At 59.8% G+C, this 17,034-nt stretch carries 15 protein-coding genes; 4 read left to right on the top strand and 11 right to left on the bottom strand.

All coding sequences use genetic code 11. The annotated features are described in order from the left end of the window. Positions 1 to 65 precede the first annotated feature (65 nt). From C8D82_RS01250 to C8D82_RS01240, 3 genes are read left to right on the top strand one after another with little or no spacing between them, the layout of a single operon-like run. Positions 66 to 659, top strand: a complete 594-nt coding sequence (locus tag C8D82_RS01250) for a hypothetical protein (protein WP_116882442.1) — start codon at positions 66 to 68, stop codon at positions 657 to 659. A gap of 13 nt (positions 660 to 672) precedes the next feature. Further along, complete coding sequence (locus tag C8D82_RS01245) at positions 673 to 1,617, top strand: peptidylprolyl isomerase (RefSeq protein ID WP_116882441.1); 945 nt, start codon at positions 673 to 675, stop codon at positions 1,615 to 1,617. Between the two features lie 3 nt (positions 1,618 to 1,620). Further along, positions 1,621 to 3,372 carry a glycoside hydrolase family 35 protein gene (locus C8D82_RS01240; RefSeq protein ID WP_116882440.1) on the top strand — a complete coding sequence of 584 codons (1,752 nt, stop codon included), beginning with the start codon at positions 1,621 to 1,623 and terminating at the stop codon, positions 3,370 to 3,372. Between the two features lie 57 nt (positions 3,373 to 3,429). Here the strand turns inward: C8D82_RS01240 and C8D82_RS01235 are convergent, their stop codons facing one another. The 11 genes from C8D82_RS01235 to C8D82_RS01185 form a co-directional block, all read right to left on the bottom strand. Beyond that, on the bottom strand, positions 3,430 to 3,882 hold the full coding sequence (locus C8D82_RS01235; protein ID WP_165832754.1) for a helix-turn-helix domain-containing protein: 453 nt from the start codon (positions 3,880 to 3,882) through the stop codon (positions 3,430 to 3,432). Between the two features lie 63 nt (positions 3,883 to 3,945). Beyond that, positions 3,946 to 5,079, bottom strand: coding sequence for a DUF4340 domain-containing protein (locus C8D82_RS01230; RefSeq protein WP_116882438.1), 1,134 nt, complete (start codon positions 5,077 to 5,079; stop codon positions 3,946 to 3,948). Further along, on the bottom strand, positions 5,076 to 6,995 hold the full coding sequence (locus C8D82_RS01225) for a Gldg family protein (protein WP_165832753.1): 1,920 nt from the start codon (positions 6,993 to 6,995) through the stop codon (positions 5,076 to 5,078). Before C8D82_RS01225 ends, C8D82_RS01230 begins: the two co-directional genes overlap by 4 nt. Positions 6,996 to 7,014: 19 nt before the next feature. Then, positions 7,015 to 7,749: an ABC transporter permease gene (locus C8D82_RS01220; protein ID WP_116882436.1), complete on the bottom strand. Its 735-nt coding sequence runs from the start codon at positions 7,747 to 7,749 to the stop codon at positions 7,015 to 7,017. Then, positions 7,746 to 8,711 (bottom strand): ABC transporter ATP-binding protein, encoded by a 966-nt coding sequence (locus tag C8D82_RS01215; RefSeq protein WP_116882435.1) that lies wholly within the window; start codon positions 8,709 to 8,711, stop codon positions 7,746 to 7,748. The genes C8D82_RS01220 and C8D82_RS01215 overlap by 4 nt, the downstream gene beginning before the upstream one ends. Positions 8,712 to 8,782: 71 nt before the next feature. Beyond that, positions 8,783 to 9,223 (bottom strand): Hsp20/alpha crystallin family protein, encoded by a 441-nt coding sequence (locus C8D82_RS01210; RefSeq protein WP_165832752.1) that lies wholly within the window; start codon positions 9,221 to 9,223, stop codon positions 8,783 to 8,785. 462 nt (positions 9,224 to 9,685) lie between these two features. After that, the gene (locus C8D82_RS01205) at positions 9,686 to 10,504 is read right to left on the bottom strand and encodes a hypothetical protein (protein ID WP_116882433.1); all 819 of its coding nucleotides are present in this window, start codon (positions 10,502 to 10,504) and stop codon (positions 9,686 to 9,688) included. Continuing rightward, positions 10,501 to 11,970 (bottom strand): alpha-amylase family glycosyl hydrolase, encoded by a 1,470-nt coding sequence (locus tag C8D82_RS01200; RefSeq protein WP_116882432.1) that lies wholly within the window; start codon positions 11,968 to 11,970, stop codon positions 10,501 to 10,503. Before C8D82_RS01200 ends, C8D82_RS01205 begins: the two co-directional genes overlap by 4 nt. Positions 11,971 to 11,985: 15 nt before the next feature. Then, positions 11,986 to 13,371, bottom strand: a complete 1,386-nt coding sequence (locus C8D82_RS01195; RefSeq protein ID WP_116882431.1) for a sialate O-acetylesterase — start codon at positions 13,369 to 13,371, stop codon at positions 11,986 to 11,988. 7 nt (positions 13,372 to 13,378) lie between these two features. Beyond that, positions 13,379 to 14,485: a prepilin-type N-terminal cleavage/methylation domain-containing protein gene (locus C8D82_RS01190; protein WP_116882430.1), complete on the bottom strand. Its 1,107-nt coding sequence runs from the start codon at positions 14,483 to 14,485 to the stop codon at positions 13,379 to 13,381. A gap of 11 nt (positions 14,486 to 14,496) precedes the next feature. Next, entirely contained in the window at positions 14,497 to 16,050 is a 1,554-nt protein-coding gene (locus tag C8D82_RS01185; RefSeq protein WP_116882429.1) for an ADP-ribosylglycohydrolase family protein, read from the bottom strand. Between the two features lie 151 nt (positions 16,051 to 16,201). Between C8D82_RS01185 and C8D82_RS01180 the strand changes: the two genes are divergently transcribed. Then, positions 16,202 to 17,020, top strand: coding sequence for a helix-turn-helix transcriptional regulator (locus C8D82_RS01180; protein ID WP_165832751.1), 819 nt, complete (start codon positions 16,202 to 16,204; stop codon positions 17,018 to 17,020). Positions 17,021 to 17,034: the final 14 nt, after the last annotated feature.

The following is a 17,034-nucleotide window of genomic DNA, read 5'->3' as shown; positions in this document are numbered from 1 at the left end:
CCGCAATAAAAAACTTCCGGCGCTTTAAAAAGTGAAAAGTTGCGCTATCTTATTTGATTATGAGTATGAAAAAGAATTTTATCACAATCATATCGGCCGGATTCGGCGTCTGCGCGCTGCTGGCAGGGTGCGGCGAAGAGCATCAGGCGCCGCCGTCGGAGCGCAACCAGCTGGTCAACCGCTTCTTCCGCAGCATGGAAAACGGGGACTCCGTCTCCGCGACCAGCCAGGGGCAGAAGCTGCTGGCGATGGATCCGGGGAACGACTATATTGCGAAGCTGGTCAATATCCAGCAGAGCAACAGCTATGTCGAACGGGCGCAGAAGCTGGTCAATGCCGGCGATGTCTCCGGGGCGCTTGCTGTGGTGGAGGAGGGACTCAAGGTCTATCCGTTGAACCGCACGCTGTCGCAGCTCCGCGGCCAGCTCCGCCAGCTCCGCCATGCGAAAATGCTGATCGCGAATATGCGGAGCGCGAAAAGTTCGTCGGCGATGACCGCCGCACTGACCGCCGCGACGACCGGACTTTCGAGCAACCGGACGGAGAAACTGGAAAACTACTTTAAAATGTACCGGCAGCGGATCGCCGAGACCGCCGCCCGGGAGCAGGCCGCCGCGGTGGCCGAGCCGGTGGTGCCGGCCAGGCCCGCGGAGCGTTGACAGGGACGCATTCATGCGAATTGCGGGAATCATCGTGTCGGCATGTATCATGCTGGTTGCGGCCGGAGCGGAGGAATCCGCTGCCGGCCCGTTTGATTTTCTGCCGGAAGTGGTCGCCACGGTGGACTCCGTGCCGATCCGGCGGGATGAACTGGCCGCGCAGTTGACGCTTTCGCGGCAGGCTCCGCCCAACGCGGACCGGGCCGTGCTGGCCCGGCTGATGCGGCAGGCGGTGGAAGAGAGAATCTATCTGGACATCATCCGGCAGCTGCTGGCGGAGCAGCGGATCGTGCCGGATGAGGCTTCCGCACTGGCCTATCTCAAAGAGATGAATGCGCTGCTGCCGCGCGGCATTCCCGGAGTTCCTCCGGCGGAATTCGCCAGACTGGCGGCTGAGCCTCAATTCCAATTGAATGCGGCGCTGCACCGCTACTTCAAACAGTGTTATCCCGACTGGGTCAAGGTGGACGACCGGGAGGTGGAAAACGCCTACCGGCTGGATCAGCAGCGTTTCCTGCTGCCGGAAAAACTGGAACTCGGCGTGATCGAGGTCGAGCGGAGCCGCGATAATGCGCGCGAAACAATCGAGGACGCCCGCGCCCGGCTGCGGCAGGGGGAGAACTTCGACCGGGTGGCCGCCGAGGTTTCGCCGGACGGAGTGAAAAGTTCCGCCGAAACGGTGATGGAGCTTTTCCGCATTTCCGGAGCGAAGATTCCGGTGCGCGGCGTCAGCGAGGTGTTGGAGTCCGGGGACCGCTTTCTGCTGTTGATGGTGCGCGAACGGATTCCGGCGCGGTTTGTGCCGCTGAAGGATGCGGCCCCTTATCTGCGGGAACAACTGGCGGCGGCCAAAGTGGGCCGGGCGCTGGAACTGCTGCTGCGCCGGGAGCTGGCGCGGCGGGATATCCGATATTTTCCGGACGTTCCGTCCGGAGGCAATTCAGTGCAAAGGAAGTGAAAGATGGGAAAAGTTGAAGTTTCCGGCGGGGCAATCCGGATCGACGGCAAGCCGGTGCAGATGATCTCCGGCACGATCCACTATTTTCGCGTACATCCCGAGCTGTGGCGCGACCGGATCGAAAAGGCGAAGATGATGGGGCTCAATGCGATCGAAACCTATCTGTGCCACAATCTGCATGAACCGCACAAGGGGGAATTCGATTTTTCCGGCATGCTCGACTTCGAACGTTTTCTCGATGAGATTCACCGCGCCGGGCTGTATGCGATCGTCCGGCCCGGCCCGTATATCTGCGCCGAGTGGGAGAACGGCGGCCTGCCGCCGTGGCTTTCGGTGGAGCCGGGGATCGACTTCCGCTGCTCCAACCCCGCGTTCCTCGAAGCGAACGACCGCTACCTGAACAAGGTGCTGCCGATGGTGAAGAAGCATCTGTATACGGCGGGCGGGCCGGTGGTCATGATGCAGATTGAGAATGAATACGGCAGTTACGGCAAGGACAGGAACTATCTGGAACATATCCGGCAGGTCTATCTGCGCAACGGGATCGATGTGCCGCTTTTCACCTCCGACGGCCCCTGCGACTGGATGCTGCACGGCGGCACGATTCCGGAGTGTTACCAGACTTTGAATTTCGGCAGCCGTTCGGAGGAGGCGTTCCGCAAAGGGCGCGAATACCGGCCGGAAGGGCCGGATTTCTGCATGGAATTCTGGAACGGCTGGTTCGATCACTGGGGCGAGAAGCACCATACCCGCCCGGCAAAGGATGCGGCCAAAGAGCTGGATGCGATGCTCAAAGCCGGGGCTTCGGTGAACTTCTACGTGTTCCACGGCGGCACCAACTTCGGCTTTATGGCCGGAGCCAACGGCAACGGTGCGGAAGCGGGGGATTACGGCCCGACCGTGACCAGCTACGACTACGACGCGCCGCTGTCGGAATCGGGTGATCCGACGCCGAAATTTTTCGCGTTTCAGGAGGTGATCCGCAAATACCGCAAGGATGCCGCCTTCGGCACGCCGCGCCCCGGACGCAAACAATCTCCGGGACGGGTGAAGTTCATCGAAAGCGCGCCGCTCTTCGGGCAGCTCGACCGGCTTTCCGCCAGACGTCATGCGCTGAAACCGCTGACGATGGAGGCGTGCGGCCAGAGTTACGGCTTCATCAACTACCGGACCGTGATCGACGGCCCGGCGGAGGAAAACCTCTACTTCCCGGAGGTGCGCGACCGGGTCAGCGCCTATCTGGACGGCGAATATCTGGGGACGGTCTACCGTAACGACGCGAACCGCCGGATTCCGTTCCGGCTGAAAAAGGAGACGGCGGTGCTCGATTTGCTGGTCGAAAACACCGGCCGCATCAACTACGGCCCGCTGGTCGGGCGCGACCAGAAAGGGCTGCCGCTCGGCGTCTGCATCGGCTGGCAGTCGCAGATCGAATTCGATATCTGGAACCTCGAACTCGACGATATCTCCAAGGTGGAATACGGTGAATACCGCAATGCGAAAGAGGTTCCGGCGTTCCATCGCGGTTATTTCGAGGCGGAGGCCGGAGCCGACACCTTCGTACGGATTCCGGGCGTGAAGGGCGTGGTCTGGATCAATGGCTTCAATCTCGGCCGCTACTGGAACATCGGTCCGTGCAAAACCCTGTACGTCCCCGCTCCGGTGTTGAAGGAGGGGCGCAACCAGATCGTGGTATTGGAGCTGCATCAGCTCGACGTGAACTCCGTCAAACTGACCGACAAGCCGAAACTGTAGAACAGCCGGCGCGTTTTCCCGGTCGGGATCGGCCGGGAAAACACGGCAGAGCCGGTCCTATTGCCCGACGGGGCTGTTCCGGCGTTTTTGTTTCAGGTAGGCGACAATGGCGCCCAGCCCCTCCACACTGTCCCCGGCGATCGCATGAATATAGGCCCGCTGGGGCGGGAAGGGGGTGGTCCTCTCGTTTTCCCAGTGGGAGACGGAGGTGCGGGATACTCCCGTGAACTGGCCGAATATGCGCTGGGGAATTTCCAGGGCTTTCCGAAGCTTGCGGATGTCTCCGGCGGCCGGGCAGGAGTGCCGTTTCAGAATGCGCTGCGAGACATCCTGCAGAACCCGGAACTGTTCTTCCAGATCCTTGTCGGTATTCAGGTCTCCGATCGCCCGGGTCAGCATCGGCGTGAGATACGGACGCGCTTTCCCGGGAATCCGGGCCAGCAGATCCCGCGTCAGGACCTCGTCGGTGCAAACGGGTTGTGATTCAGTTTCAAAACTTTCTGTGTTCATTTTTTCCATTCTCTTTGAGTATTGGCGCTATTGAAATGTCTCGCCGCTTTCCCGCGGCGGGACTTACTTCGGATCGGTCGCCGGAGGCGCTTCGGTTTTCGCTTTTGCTTTCAGGAAGCCGTCGCGTGTTCCCGCCGAGACGTCAAACACACTTTTTTCCACCTGATAGGTCCATGGGGAGAGCGCCTTGTCCAGCTTGGCGGCTTTTTCCTGCCGCTCCTTGACGGTTTGGGCGAATTCGGCATCAAGCCGCTTCTTGTCCTCCGGCTTTTCTCCGGCGGGAACTGTGCGCTTCGCCTCGCCCTTCCACGCGACGGAAACGCGCAGGAAATAGTTGTCGTCTGCTCCCGCGCCCGGCCGGACCGTATAGACCAGATCGTCGCCGTCGGTCAGCAGCAGTTCCGGCGCTTTATCCATGCCGGTTGTTCCCGGGGCGGCCTTCGGGTCGGCGACATCCGAAAAACGAATCCAGGAGTAGGCGCTTTTGAGGGCGGAAGCCTTCGTTTCGTCCAGCTCCTTATCCGCCGGAATCCCGCCGGACAGAACTGGCTTGCCGTCCTTGAACGTCAATACCCATTCGCTTTTGCCGTTCCGCCTGAGTTCGGCCCGCTTCAGGTCTGAAACCTGAAAGAAATCCCGGTTCAGCCAGTCGGTCAAAGAGGCGTCGACCTCGCCGAACCGCTCCGGCACCACGACGTTGCGCCCGTCGGCGAGCTGCAGGTAACGGCCGCTGCCGCCGCCCATGCCGTAAGGCGCGGCGGAGTCCGGCCGGTTGCCGTGTTCCGAGCCGAAGACGAAGCGCTGCAGCAGTTTGACGTTTTTGTCGGTCAGCGTCATCACGGTCGCCTTTTCCGGCGTCAGCGACAGCTCTTCGAGCTGCGTCGGAATCAGCGACAGCGTCTGCGCAATCCGGGCGTCGCACAGCTTGACGAACAACTCCCGGAGCTTGGCGGTATCGGCGGGGTAGCCGTAACGCTCCTCCACCGCCCAGCCGTTTCCGGTCTGTTTCAGCGTGACGGTTTTTCCGCCGCGTTCGAGTTTGACGGCGGCGAGATTGTCGCTGCTGAAGTCAGCCGGGACCAGTTCCCGGCTGCCCGCCGTGCCTGCCGCGTCTTTGCGTTTGCCCTGCTGTGCCATATAGATGATTCCGAGAACCACCGCGATGCAGATCAAGATAATCAGATGTTTCGGCTTCATCGATGGGCGCTCCTTCTGCGTTTAACCGCCGCAACCGTGATTCCGGCGGCCACGACCAGAATCGGCATCAGGGCGATGTTGATGAAAATCAGGGTGTTTTCCAGCGAATCGATCTCCCGGCGCAATTGACGGCGGACCTGTTTGAGTTCCTTGCGGGCCTCCACCTCCTTGCGGCGGAAGTCGGCGAGCACCTTGCGCTGTTCGGAGGAGAGCAGCTCCTTTTCCCCGGGCTTGCGTTTGCGCTGGAGTTCATCGATCTGCATCTGGACGGTGCGAAGCTCCTCTTCAAGCTGAACGATCTTGCCCTGGAACTCCTTTTCCGCCTTGGCCTGCAGGTCGCGCACCACGGTGAACGGCCGGGACGAAGCGCCGCGCGCCCGGATTTCAAAAAGATTTTCGTCGCCGCTGAGCTGGTCGACCAGGTTCAGGGCGAAGCTGAGGTTGTCGTTGATCGGCTGGGCGACCGTCTGGCCGAGAAAATTACCCTGGCGCACGCAGAAGGAATCGAAGAGCATATCGGCGTCCCCGACCAGCACTACCGCGCCGGGTTGAGTTGATTTCTTCAGGCTGTCGGCTTTCTTTTGCGAAGATTGCTCCGCTTTCTTCTCTTTGCCGTCTTCGGCGGCGGGAGGTTCCGGGCTGCCGTCGGGGAAGGCGGTCGGGAAAGTTCCGGCAAGCTGGAGCGCCAGCGCAAATTCACGGTTTTCCGGTTTCAGGTTCTTCAGAATCTGTTCGCCGGAACCTTGCGCCTCGAAACTCTCGACCAGCCCGGCGTCGTCGGAAGAGTGCAGCAGAACGGTCTGCGTCAGCCCCTCGACCGGAGTGCCGGAGAATTCGCCGGGGCAGAAGAGCAGCAGCGTGTTCAGCGCCGAAAGCGCCGGTATCGCCGTATCCATTTCGGCCTTGCCCAGCGTGAGCACCGTCGGCATGGATTCGACGTTGCCGTAAGGGCCGCGCAGCCGGGTGGCGAGCTTGCGGTCGGCCACGATCTTACCGCTGTTGAATTCGATCCCCCAGGCTTTCAGGAGCTTGTCGAAGGAAGAGCCGCCCGGCTGCGGGTACGGCTGCTGCCTCATGCCGGAAACCGCGAAGGGATCGAGGAAAGCCAGCACCTTGCCGCCCCGCAGGATGAACTGGTCGAGTGCGAACAGCATCCCGTCGCTGAGATTCTGCGGCTGGAGCGCCAGAATCACGTCGATATCCGAAGCGATTTCAGTGCCGGAAACGGGAATCTCCACCACGTCATAGTTGCGTTTGAGTTCGGTGACGATCCACCACGGCGGATTCGGCGCGCTGTTCATCATCATCGGGGGGGCGCTGTAACCGCCCATCACCGGCAGCGAGCTTAAAATGCCGAGCTTCACCTTGCGGTCGGCGGTCACCTCGGTAATCGCGCGGGCAAGGTCGTATTCGAGCTGCGCTTCGTTTTCCGGCGACAGGAACGGCAGCACCGCCGTCCTGCCTCCGCAGCTCACCGCCACGCCGAAGTAGATCGGATCGCCGGAGCCGAACATATCGAGGGGGCGGCCGGAAACGCCGTCGAGCACCGCCGAATCCTCCTCGTCCGAATCCGGCGTCGGATTCAGCTGGCGCAGGTCGATCTTATCGCCTCCGGCCCGCTTGAATTCGCCGAGCAGGTCCTCCACCCGCGACGCGTAATTCTTCAGGAATACCGGCATATCCGCCGCATCGCGGGAGTAATAGAAGCGGAGGCTGACGACCTTGTCCAGATGCTTCAGGATATTCTCGCTTCCCCGGGAGAGAGTGTAGCGTTTGTCTTCGGTGCAGTCCCAGCGCCAATTGAGCGGCTTCAGGATTGCGTTCAGGGTGATCAGAATCGCCGCGACGATCAGGATGCCCGCAATAGAGCCGATCCAGGCGGCTGTCTTTTGTTTTTTCCGGTTTGAATTCATCATGTGGTTTTCCTCCATGCGGTCAGCCTCGGCGGTTTTTCAGGGCGATGCCGGTGACGGCCAGCGCCAACACCATCAGGGACAGGAAATAGACGATGTCCCGCAGGTCGAACACGCCGCGCTGCATGCCGGTGAAGTGGTAGAATACGCTGAGATCGGCCGAGAAATCGAGGACTCCGGCGGGCGCCCCCCATTTCAACAGCAGGTCGGTCACCGGCGGAAAGCCGATCAGCACCAGCAATAGACAGAGCACCGTCGAAGTGATGAAGCTCACGATCTGGTTGCGGGTGAAAGCCGAGGTCATGCCGCTGATCGCCAGATAAGCCCCCGCCAGCAGGAAGCTGCCGGCATAGCCGGTGACGACGGGGCCGGCGTCGGGATCGCCGAGGTAACAGACCGTGAACACGATCGGGCAGGTCAGCGCCAGTGCGATGCCGAGGAAGATCCAGCCGGCAAGAAATTTGCCCAGCACCGCTTCGGTGACGGAAACCGGCATGGTGAAAAGCAGCTCCAGCGTCCCCTGCCGCCGCTCTTCCGCCCACTGCCGCATGCCGACGGCTGGCACCAGCAGGATGAAGAGCCACGGGAACCAGAAGAAGAAACTGCTCAGATCGGCTTCGTTGCGCAGGAAGAAGCCGCCGATCATGAAAGTGAAAAATCCAACCAGCGCCAGAAAGATCACCAGAAACACATACGCCACCGCGGAGGTGAAAGTGCTGCCGAGTTCCCGGCGGATGATGGTCATGATGTTTTTCATGCGGCTCCCTCCTTCCGGCCGGTGCTGTCCGAGGTCGTCAGGCACCGGAACACCTCGTCCAGCTTGCCGGATTGCGTATGCAGTTCACAGAACTCCCATTTCCGTTCGTCGAGAAGTCTTTTGACGGTCAGGGCAAAATCATCCGCCCTGCCGGACGGATGGATCGCCAGTGTAAGTTTGTTGTTTTCCTGTTTCACGGTTTCGACCAGCCGGACCTGCGGCAGTTTTTCCAGCGCGGCGCGGACGTCATCGGCGGCGACTTGCAGCAGCGTTACCAGCACCCGGTCTCCGTGCGGCGCTTTTTCCTTCAACTGCTGCGGCGTACCGTTGAACACCAGTTCGCCGCGGTCGATGATGATGACCCGGGTGCAGATCGCTTCGACCTCTTCGAGAATGTGGGTGGAAACGATGATCGCCTTGCTTTTGCCCATCTCCCGGATCAGCTCGCGCATCTCGTGCTTCTGATTCGGGTCGAGGCCGTCGGTCGGCTCGTCCAGAATCAGCACCGGAGGATCGTGCAGGATCGCCTGCGCGAAGCAGACCCGGTGATGGTAGCCCTTCGACAGGGTGTCGATGGACTGGTGCATCACCTTTTCCAGATGACAGAGCTTCACAGCGCGGGCGATCGCTTCACTCCGGGCCTTGCCGGAAAGTCCGCGGATTGAGGCGGAAAAATCCAGGAACCCGGCCACGCTCATATCCTGATAAGCCGGAGCATTTTCCGGCAGATAGCCGAAGAGCCGCTTGGCTTCGACCGGCTTTTCCGCGATGTCGCAGCCGCCGATGGCGATCCGTCCGCCGGAAAGCGGCAGGAAACCGGTGATCATCCGCATGGTGGTGGACTTCCCCGCGCCGTTGGGGCCGAGGAAGCCGAGGACTTCCCCTTTCCCGACCGAGAAACTGACTCCGGCGACCGCGGCCTTGTCACCGAAATATCTGGTTACGTTGGTGGCTTCTATCATGCCTGTTTTCTCCTTGGGCTATGCTGAATGCAGGTAGATAAATTTTCCATACGGAAAATGGCAGGCGGAACTCATGATTCGACCGGAATCGTTTTGACTTCTTCCGGGGACTTCGCGGGTTTCGGAATGATGACGGTCAGGACGCCGTCTTTGCATTTCGCCCTGATGCCGTCGATGTCCGTGCCGCCGGGCAGGGAGAAGCTGCGTCGGAAAGCGCCGTAGCAGCGTTCCCCGGTGCGGCAGTCCGCCGTTTCGGTTTCCCGGACTTCCTTCTTTTCGCCGCTGACGGTCAACACGCCGCGGGAAACCGTGATTTTCAGGTCGCTGCCGGACATGCCGGGGACCTCCAGAGTCAACTCATAGGAACCGGATTTTTCCTTAAGGTCGCATTCCGGGTTGAAATGCCGCCGGGAAATGAAAGGGGACGGGCAATGCCCCGGACGGTCGTCAAACGGATCGGCGAAAAATTCCTCCATCATGCGGCGCATGATGCGGCGGTGGCGCTGATGCATCCGATCCGCGTCGAAGGCAATTCCGGGCGAAGCGGGCGGTAGGAAAACTTCGGGGGGCTGAACCCGGAGCGGGGCCGTCTGATCAGCGACACCAGCCGCCGGAGGGGCCTGAGGACTGTTTTCGCCGGAAACCGGCCGGGCTTCCTCTTTTGCGGCGAGGGCGCTGACTGCAACTGCGAACAGAAAAATGAATAAAGGATTCCTGATTTTTTTCAACGTGCACATCATTTTCATCTTCCCTTACTGATTTTTGTGTTTTGCCTCCTTTGCTCTCCGGGAAACAACAGTTCTGCCATCCGGAGAGATTCAACTTGTTTCTACCCTCTTTCCGGAATAGAGTGATATGATATAACACGGAATGCCGTTTTTTTCAAGCCCTCAATCTCTCAATGACCGAATTTTGACAATTTTTTGGCAAATTGTATGTATCAGGGAGCCGGACGCAAAGAAGAAACGATATCGTCACTGCTTCTGAAAACGGGTGAGCGCAAGAAACCACTTCCATATCCGGGTTTCTCCGGGAGCGAGGCTGACGGGGATATAGGGTTCCACCGCGAAGGCGTTCGACTGGTTCCGCCAGAAATCCCTGCGGCGAAACGGCGGGCAGGAAGTGATGTTTACCGTGAATTGATCTGTCCCGGCGGCAGCCTGCGCCTGACCGTTCTCAACCGACTGTGATTCGGGTGCGTCCGCCACGGAATGAGGAGTCCCGTCCAGCGAGTACCACCATCCGGCAAAGCCGTCCCGGGTCGCGAAGAATGGATGTAAATAGACTTGGCCGTCGATCCGGCGGGTGCCGGTATTGGTCAGTTGCTGTTTCCAGACCAGCATGTTTTTGCCGGCAGTCACGGTAATGGAAAGTTCATACGCGTAACCTTCAAGTTCGGGACAGGACTGATGCGCAATCAAACTGCGGTCACGGATGCTCCATTCCCAGGGAAAACTTCTCACCGGCCGGGAGCGGAAGTAATCTTTGGGGTGGAGCCGGAAAATCCCGACGCCCGGCTTCAAGCGGTCACCGGAAGCGAGCGGCAGGTCCGGCAGGAACTCCTGCGCACAGCCGAAGGCCGGATGGTAATCAAAAAGCGTCCGGGTGTGGAAAAGACTCGTTTCGCCGGCGGCCGGATAAAGTCCCCGGACCCAACCGGCGCGGAAGAAGCGGAAACCGAGCGCTTCATCCGAAGGATCGGCGAAAGTCGCCCGGAAACCATCGTTCTCGATGGCGATCGCTCCGCCGCCGGCCAGCAGCGGCAGGAGAAAGAGCAAAAGAAAACGGGTCATCGTTCAGGCGCAATCAGGTAGACGCCGGGCGTTTCCGCCGGAATTTCCACGGAAAAGGAATCGGGCCTGCCGGAGGCGAGCCGCCTGTCGTTCAAAAGATCCGTCACGGCTATGCCGTCTCCGGCAATCCGGGCTTCCCGGTAGGGAATCGAGATTCGGAACGTGGCCGGTTCCTTTCGGTTGTTCGGCACAATCAGGATCGCTTTCCCGTTTCGATACCGGGCGTAGGCCTGCAATTCCTCCGGCCGGTCGGTTGCGACTTTGCAGATATTGGCATCGCGGAGGGAGGCCGGGAAATATTCAAAAATCTCCGGATAACTGCGCCGGATGCGGATCATTCGCTTGACGAGTTCGAAAAATTCCCGTTCGTCGTCAAGCAGGTCCCAGCGGACCGGCAGGTCCCAGCTCCAGCCCTTGCCGTCAACCGGGTTGCGCCACTCCGCGCCGAGATACCAGATCGGGATCAGCGGGGAAAAAAGGGCCTGATAACCGAATTCGACTGCGCTGAAAGGAGGCTGCGGCTGGCGGTTGTCGTGGTTGGAGAGCGGGAAGCTGTAGAAACGTTCCCGGCCTCCGTCAAGATTGACTTTGCCGCCGTTGAACTGGGAATCCACATTGCCCAGGCGCCTGCCGCTTTTGATCAGGCCGACGATATTTTCCTGCATGAAAATCCGGCAGGGGAAACGGGTTCCGGTGTTCCCCCCGTCATACATGATTGAGAGCTGGTCGAAATCGAAAACACCCCGGCGTTCGCTCGGATGCTCCGAGAGGAAGATCACTTTGCGGCCGAAGTCGAGCAGACGTTTCCGCGCCTCCCGGAAGGGGCCGTAACCGGCGTATCCGGGGGAACTGTCGCAGCGGAAACCGTCCGCTCCGGTCACCAGCAGGAACTCCACGAGACGGGAGGCGAACCATTCGCGCAGTTCCGGATTTTTCCAGTTCCATTCCCAGCCGTTGTAAGCGGGGAGGGCTCCTTTGAACCATTCCGGCTTTTCACGGTAAAGCGGCGCGTCTTTCGTCACTCCCCAGGAGACGACATCGAAGAATACCCGGATATTCCGCCGGTGCGCTTCCTGCACGAATGCACGTACCCGGCGCCATTGTTCGGGAATATCGCCGGTGCCGGTCAAGGCGCTGTTAAGTGTGTGAATGCCGAAATTGCCGTAGTGGGGGCGTTCGTTGACCGGGGTGAGCCAGAGGCCGTTGACGCCCGTTTCCTCCAGATGGTCGAGCACGCGGGACATCCCGGCCAGCGTGCCGTCGGTTGAAGCGGTCGCGACATTGGCTTCGACGATGATCAGGCTTTTGACCCAGTCGGTTGAAGCGGTCGCATCTTCCGAGAGACGTTCGAGTTTCACTTCGGAGTCCTCTACCCATTTCGGCAGCAGCGGAGCGTTGTCGATTCCAGTGCCGAACAGGGAGAGGGACAGGACGGCAGCGGAGAATATTGAAATTGTGCGAGTCATATCCGGCGAGTCCTTTCAGAGCTGCATGGTTTCCGGGCCGTCGAGAACCCGGTCGAAAATCCACAGGTTTTTCAGGCGGTATTCCAGCGGCATCGCGGCATTGCCGTCCGGCGCCGCCGAGCCGAAAGATAAAGCACCGTCGTAGGGGAAGGCCGGTTCGCGCAGCGTAACCCGCCCCGCTTCCGTTCCATTGATATGGACAGTCAGGCTGGTTTCGCCTTCTGGCAGTTCGCGTACCGTCCCGGCGATCCGGTATGGCAGATTGGGCAACAGTTCCGTTTCGGAGCGGGCGGTGCAGAAGGTTTTGCGATCCGCCGCGAAAATTGTGAAGGCAAGCTGTCCGGAAGGAGTTACCGCCAGTACGTTGTGACAGCCGGGACGGGCGAAAAGCGCCCCCTCTTTTTCCGGCAGCTTCGGGAGCGTGACATCCATTACGACGGTGAAGGTTTTCAAGTCCGGCGGCAATTTCAGGGCAAGCCGGGAACCGTTGCCGGCAAACCGGAGCTGATCTTTCTCCCGGTTGATTTTGACGAATTGCGCCCGGGAGAGTCCTGCCGGATTTCCGTCGCGCATTGCCAGAATGGGAGTGAAAGTGGCAAAAACCGGGGAAGGCGGGGCCGTAAGACGCCGGTACGTCCCGTAGTAACGGCGGCCGAATTCCCGCTGGCTGGGGGCATCGAAATGAATCCGGTCGGGATTGGAGGTCAGTTGTTCCGAGGAAACGAAGCCGACCTCCGGCAGTTCCGCCGCGGCGGCCCGGTGAGCGGCATCGACGCTTTTTTTGCCTTCGCTCCACGTCTCCTGGGGGAAGCGGCTGAGCTGGCCGATGATGAAGGGACACGCCGGCGCGCCCAGCTCCTGCCGCAAGGAGCGGATCAGGGTGAACAGCCGCTCACGGTACTGATTCGGTGCGCTGCCGTAACAGTCGGCTTCGCCCTGGTGAAACAGAATCGCTTTGAGTGTGCCGTCCTTCATGGCCCGCCGGGTGCGGCGGACGGCATCGTCGTAGGGATGGCTCTGAGTTTGTTCATGGTAGGCCCCCGGTTGCCAACTCGCGATCGGCGAGCCGCCGCATGCCGCCGGAATCAGGCCGACCGTGATTGCCGGATCGGAAGCCGCCAGCCGGATTGCAAAACTCCGTCCCGGCCCGACTCCGGCGAAGTCCTTGTCATAATGAACCGGTTCCACGGCGGGAACCCATTCGCCCTGCCGGTTTTGCATCAGGACCCGTGGGTGCGGAATCCGGTCGGACGGAGAAATCACTCCGCGCCCGGCCATGTTGGATTGCCCGGCCAACAGGATCAGGTGGAAGTTTTCGCGGGCGGGGAGCTTGATTTTTTCATCCGCAGCGGCGGCAAACAGCGCGGCGGAAGTCAGAAGCAGGAAAAAGAGGGTTTTCATAGTGCTGTCACCTCACATAAAATTGTCTCAGGAGCGTCGGATAATCATTCCGTACAACAGTGTCGGATAATGAGTTTGCATGACCGTCGAAGTAGGAGGCGTTCAACCGCTTGGTATGACGGTACGCGACCGCGCCTTCAGTCGGTGTTTCTCCCACCGTAAAATACTTCCTGACATCACCGCTCCAGGGATAGATCAATAACCCCAGGCTGTCCGCGAAGGCAACGGAAGAAGAAGGCCGTGCAAGCTGATTGAGTTTGAAAGCTCCCTGCTTGAAGCTGTTGCCGTCCATAAGGTCCCAATAGGTGACTCCATACGAATGGCTTGCGATTCCCATTCCATGGGTTGCATTGAGAACCGCGTAAGAATCGGGACAGAGGATTTTCGCGGAGAACAATTTCCGGGAATCGAGGGAACCGTCATCCACATCCGCAACCCGCATCTGGCCCAGCAGAGACCGGAAAGCATCATTGTAAACAAAGATTCCGCAACTGTAATCGACAGACAGAGTGTCGGCAGGGAGCCAGTAGTCATTGTTGTCATTGGCATATTGTACGGCTGCCGTGCCGAACTGCTTGAGGTTGGCGAGGCAGGACAGACTCTTGGCCTTGCTGCGCGCCTGATTCAGCGCGGGCAGCAGTATGGAAGCCAGAATCGCGATAATAGCTATCACGACGAGCAACTCAATGAGAGTAAACTGCCTTACATGACGGTATGCGGGGGGCGTGTCCGCCGCCCCCCGCGCCCCCTGCGTCCGGCAAGGTGCCGGTGCCGGGTACGGGACGGTCGACAGGCGGAGGCGCGGTCGGCTGCCGGCGGGGGAAGAAGATTCGCAATAACGTGAAGTTCTCTTCCCGCTTTTTTGCGGAAAGACAACTTCACGTTTTTGCTCCGACTTGCCGCTTGCAGAGCATTGGCAGAGGCGTGAGAGCTTGCGGGAAATGAGAGAGATGTTCGGATTGGTTGGTACGGGGAGAGACGCGGCGCAAGTCGCCGCTTTCTCTCCCCCGAACCCCTCTCTTTCGCGCAGAGCGGCATTCGTGGACTGATTGTATATTTTACAAGTTGTGTTCACGAGCAGCTCAATAAGGGTGAATTTACTTTGAAGTTTCATGCTTTCTTCCTTTAGATTTGAGGATAGTTGAGACCGTTGAAACGCGCAATCTGGCGGTATTCGGCATCTTTGTACTCTTCAGTGTAGACCTGATGTTCCTGCCCGACCGCTCCGCGCAGTCCGAAGGGCACGGCAATCCAGCATGGCGCAAGCCGGTCGGAGAGATGCAGTTCCAGTTGCAGATAGACCATCGGCGCCGGAAACTCTCCGGGGACAAGTTCCACGGTGATTGCGGCTTCCATGCGCTGTTTGACCTGAAGGAGCTGGCCCGGACCCGGATGAAGCTCCCAGCCCTCCGGCAATTTCCAGTCGAGGCGGACAAGCCGGTTGTTGTGCGGGCACTCCGTCACGGAAATGCGGAGCTTCTGGCGTTCACCGGGACTGGTCATCGGATTTTGTCCGTATTCGATCGCCAGTTCGCCCCACGGCAGGTTGAACGTGAGCCGCCGGGAACTGCGCGTTAAAATACGTTCCCGGACTATGCTTCCATCGGTCAGTCGCTCCGTCAGGCCGGCGCAGCAGGTCGGACCGTCAATGAGGCGCGGCAACAGCGGATTTTCCTTTTCCGCATACTGCTTGTCCCGAATGATCCGTTCGCTCAGTTCCTCAACTGTGGCGGGGGCAAAAAGCCATAAGGTGGAAACCGCGGCGGTCTTGATCTCATTGCCGATCGGCTCGATCCACCGTTGCGGCAGGCCGGAACGCCCTTTCAGGATGCCAAGCACGGCGCCGACGGTCGCACCGGTGCAGTCGGTGTCGTCGCCGCAGTTGACGGCAATGCAGAGGGATTTGCCGAAATCTCCCTGGCCGTAAAGCAGGCCGAGCACGACGAACCCGACATTGGCCGGAGCTTGAAACCAGCCGAGGTCGGCGCTTTCTTCGACCAGCCGGTTGCGTGCGGTCCGCCAGTCGATTCCCTCCTGATGGCAGGAGCGCGCGAGCTTCACGCTGCGGGCGGTGCGGCAGTCGTCCGGAATACGGGCCAGCGCGATATCGATCAGCCGGAGCAGGTCCTGTTCCACAAACGCGGCCGATTCCAGGGCGGCGGTGAAGATTTCGGCGTAGATGCCGTCTCCGCAATGGTCGACGCAGGCGTCCATCCAGGCGAAACGGGCGGCCTCATCCGGTGCGCCGGGGAAAAGACAGGCCCAGATTTCCGAACGGATCCAGGCTCCGTTGCTGTTTTGCCACTCCGCGTTGTTGCAGAAGCCGGAAAGCGGCGGGCAGAGCCCGGCTGCGATATTGCCTTTGGCCGTGCCGTATTCGTTCCAGGGGCCGGTGATATAACGCATCCAGTATTCGCCGAGAATCCGTTCATTCAGCCGATAGGCGCCGTTCTGTTCGACGGCGAGTAGCCACACCAGCTGAAGATCAAGATCGTCATTCGGCGCTGGCCGGCCGGCGGTTTCCTGCGTATAAAAGCTGATATCGCCAAGTTGCCGGGTGCCTTCCATCGGGGCGCCAAGTGTGCCGCCGATATTTTTCCCCTGCCAGCAGCCGAGGACTTTGTCCCGGAATTCATGAATATTGATCTGGGCGGGGGGCGGTATTTCCAGTATGGGCATGGCTGTTTCTCCTTTTGTACGGTATTCTCTGACCGGAACGGGTTGATTTTTTTCTGTTCTCCGCCTATTATTATACTCGACAACGAATTCCAAACAAATGTAAAATTGTCCTGTTACCTATAAGTTTGTTCAAAATATGGCTATTGTGACGATGAGTCCTTTCGGGGACGCGGATTTTCTTTCGGGGCGGACCAATGTGGTCGATCCGTGCGGGCAGGAGTGGCAGAGCCACTGGATTGATAATTGGAGTTTACTGCTGATTCTGGAGGGGAAAGGTGAAATCGAGCTGGAAACGGGATGCTTGCCGGTTGTGAAACAGGACCTCGTCCTGATTGCGCCGGGTTATCCTCATAAGTTCAGGTGCCCGGGGCCGTGGGTGCTGCTGTGGGTGCATTTCCTGATGCGGCCGCATCTTTGTCCGCTGCCCGGATGGACGGAGTGCCAGTCCGGGGCGCGCTGCTGCAATCTGCCGAAACGGGAGTTCCTGCGGGCGCGTTCGGCATTGCAGGAGGCCTGCCTGCTGGACCTGCGGCGTGCTCCGAACTGGTACTTGCTGGCCTACTGCCTGCTGGAAAGTGTGGTGCTGCGCGGCTGCCGGGTTGCCGCGGAAAATACGTCGAATGAAAACGTCTGGCTTCCGCTGGCTCAACAGATGCTGCTCGAACCGGTTACAAATGATTTTTCGATGGACCGGATCGCTGCCGGGTGCGGGATGTCGCGGACAAAATTCTATACAGCCTTCAAACGGCTCTGCGGCCTGTCGCCGCGCGCCTATCGGGAACTTCACCAGATGCGCCGGGCGCAACTGCTGTTGGAAAACACGGCGCTTCCGGTTGCCGAAATCGCTTGTCAGGTCGGTATAGCGAATCCGTTTTATTTTACCGGCCGCTTCCGGAAGTTCAGCGGGAGCGCGCCTTCCGAGTACCGGTCCCGCCTGTGGAAAGGGAAGAAGCAGCCGCCTTCTCGTTGAAACAAAGAAAAATC

Source organism: Victivallis vadensis, from assembly GCF_003096415.1.
In the GTDB taxonomy this organism is placed as follows: Bacteria; Verrucomicrobiota; Lentisphaeria; order Victivallales; family Victivallaceae; genus Victivallis; species Victivallis vadensis.
This window is presented reverse-complemented; position numbering and strand designations above follow the sequence as displayed.

Excerpts from the sequence above, each read along its gene's own strand:
- C8D82_RS01250 (WP_116882442.1), top strand. The coding sequence starts at position 66 with ATGAAAAAGAATTTTATCACAATCATATCGGCCGGATTCGGCGTCTGC.
- C8D82_RS01245 (WP_116882441.1), top strand. The coding sequence starts at position 673 with ATGCGAATTGCGGGAATCATCGTGTCGGCATGTATCATGCTGGTTGCG.
- C8D82_RS01240 (WP_116882440.1), top strand. The coding sequence starts at position 1,621 with ATGGGAAAAGTTGAAGTTTCCGGCGGGGCAATCCGGATCGACGGCAAG.
- C8D82_RS01235 (WP_165832754.1), bottom strand. The coding sequence starts at position 3,882 with ATGAACACAGAAAGTTTTGAAACTGAATCACAACCCGTTTGCACCGAC.
- C8D82_RS01230 (WP_116882438.1), bottom strand. The coding sequence starts at position 5,079 with ATGAAGCCGAAACATCTGATTATCTTGATCTGCATCGCGGTGGTTCTC.
- C8D82_RS01225 (WP_165832753.1), bottom strand. The coding sequence starts at position 6,995 with ATGATGAATTCAAACCGGAAAAAACAAAAGACAGCCGCCTGGATCGGC.
- C8D82_RS01220 (WP_116882436.1), bottom strand. The coding sequence starts at position 7,749 with ATGAAAAACATCATGACCATCATCCGCCGGGAACTCGGCAGCACTTTC.
- C8D82_RS01215 (WP_116882435.1), bottom strand. The coding sequence starts at position 8,711 with ATGATAGAAGCCACCAACGTAACCAGATATTTCGGTGACAAGGCCGCG.
- C8D82_RS01210 (WP_165832752.1), bottom strand. The coding sequence starts at position 9,223 with ATGCATCAGCGCCACCGCCGCATCATGCGCCGCATGATGGAGGAATTT.
- C8D82_RS01205 (WP_116882433.1), bottom strand. The coding sequence starts at position 10,504 with ATGACCCGTTTTCTTTTGCTCTTTCTCCTGCCGCTGCTGGCCGGCGGC.
- C8D82_RS01200 (WP_116882432.1), bottom strand. The coding sequence starts at position 11,970 with ATGACTCGCACAATTTCAATATTCTCCGCTGCCGTCCTGTCCCTCTCC.
- C8D82_RS01195 (WP_116882431.1), bottom strand. The coding sequence starts at position 13,371 with ATGAAAACCCTCTTTTTCCTGCTTCTGACTTCCGCCGCGCTGTTTGCC.
- C8D82_RS01190 (WP_116882430.1), bottom strand. The coding sequence starts at position 14,485 with ATGAAACTTCAAAGTAAATTCACCCTTATTGAGCTGCTCGTGAACACA.
- C8D82_RS01185 (WP_116882429.1), bottom strand. The coding sequence starts at position 16,050 with ATGCCCATACTGGAAATACCGCCCCCCGCCCAGATCAATATTCATGAA.
- C8D82_RS01180 (WP_165832751.1), top strand. The coding sequence starts at position 16,202 with ATGAGTCCTTTCGGGGACGCGGATTTTCTTTCGGGGCGGACCAATGTG.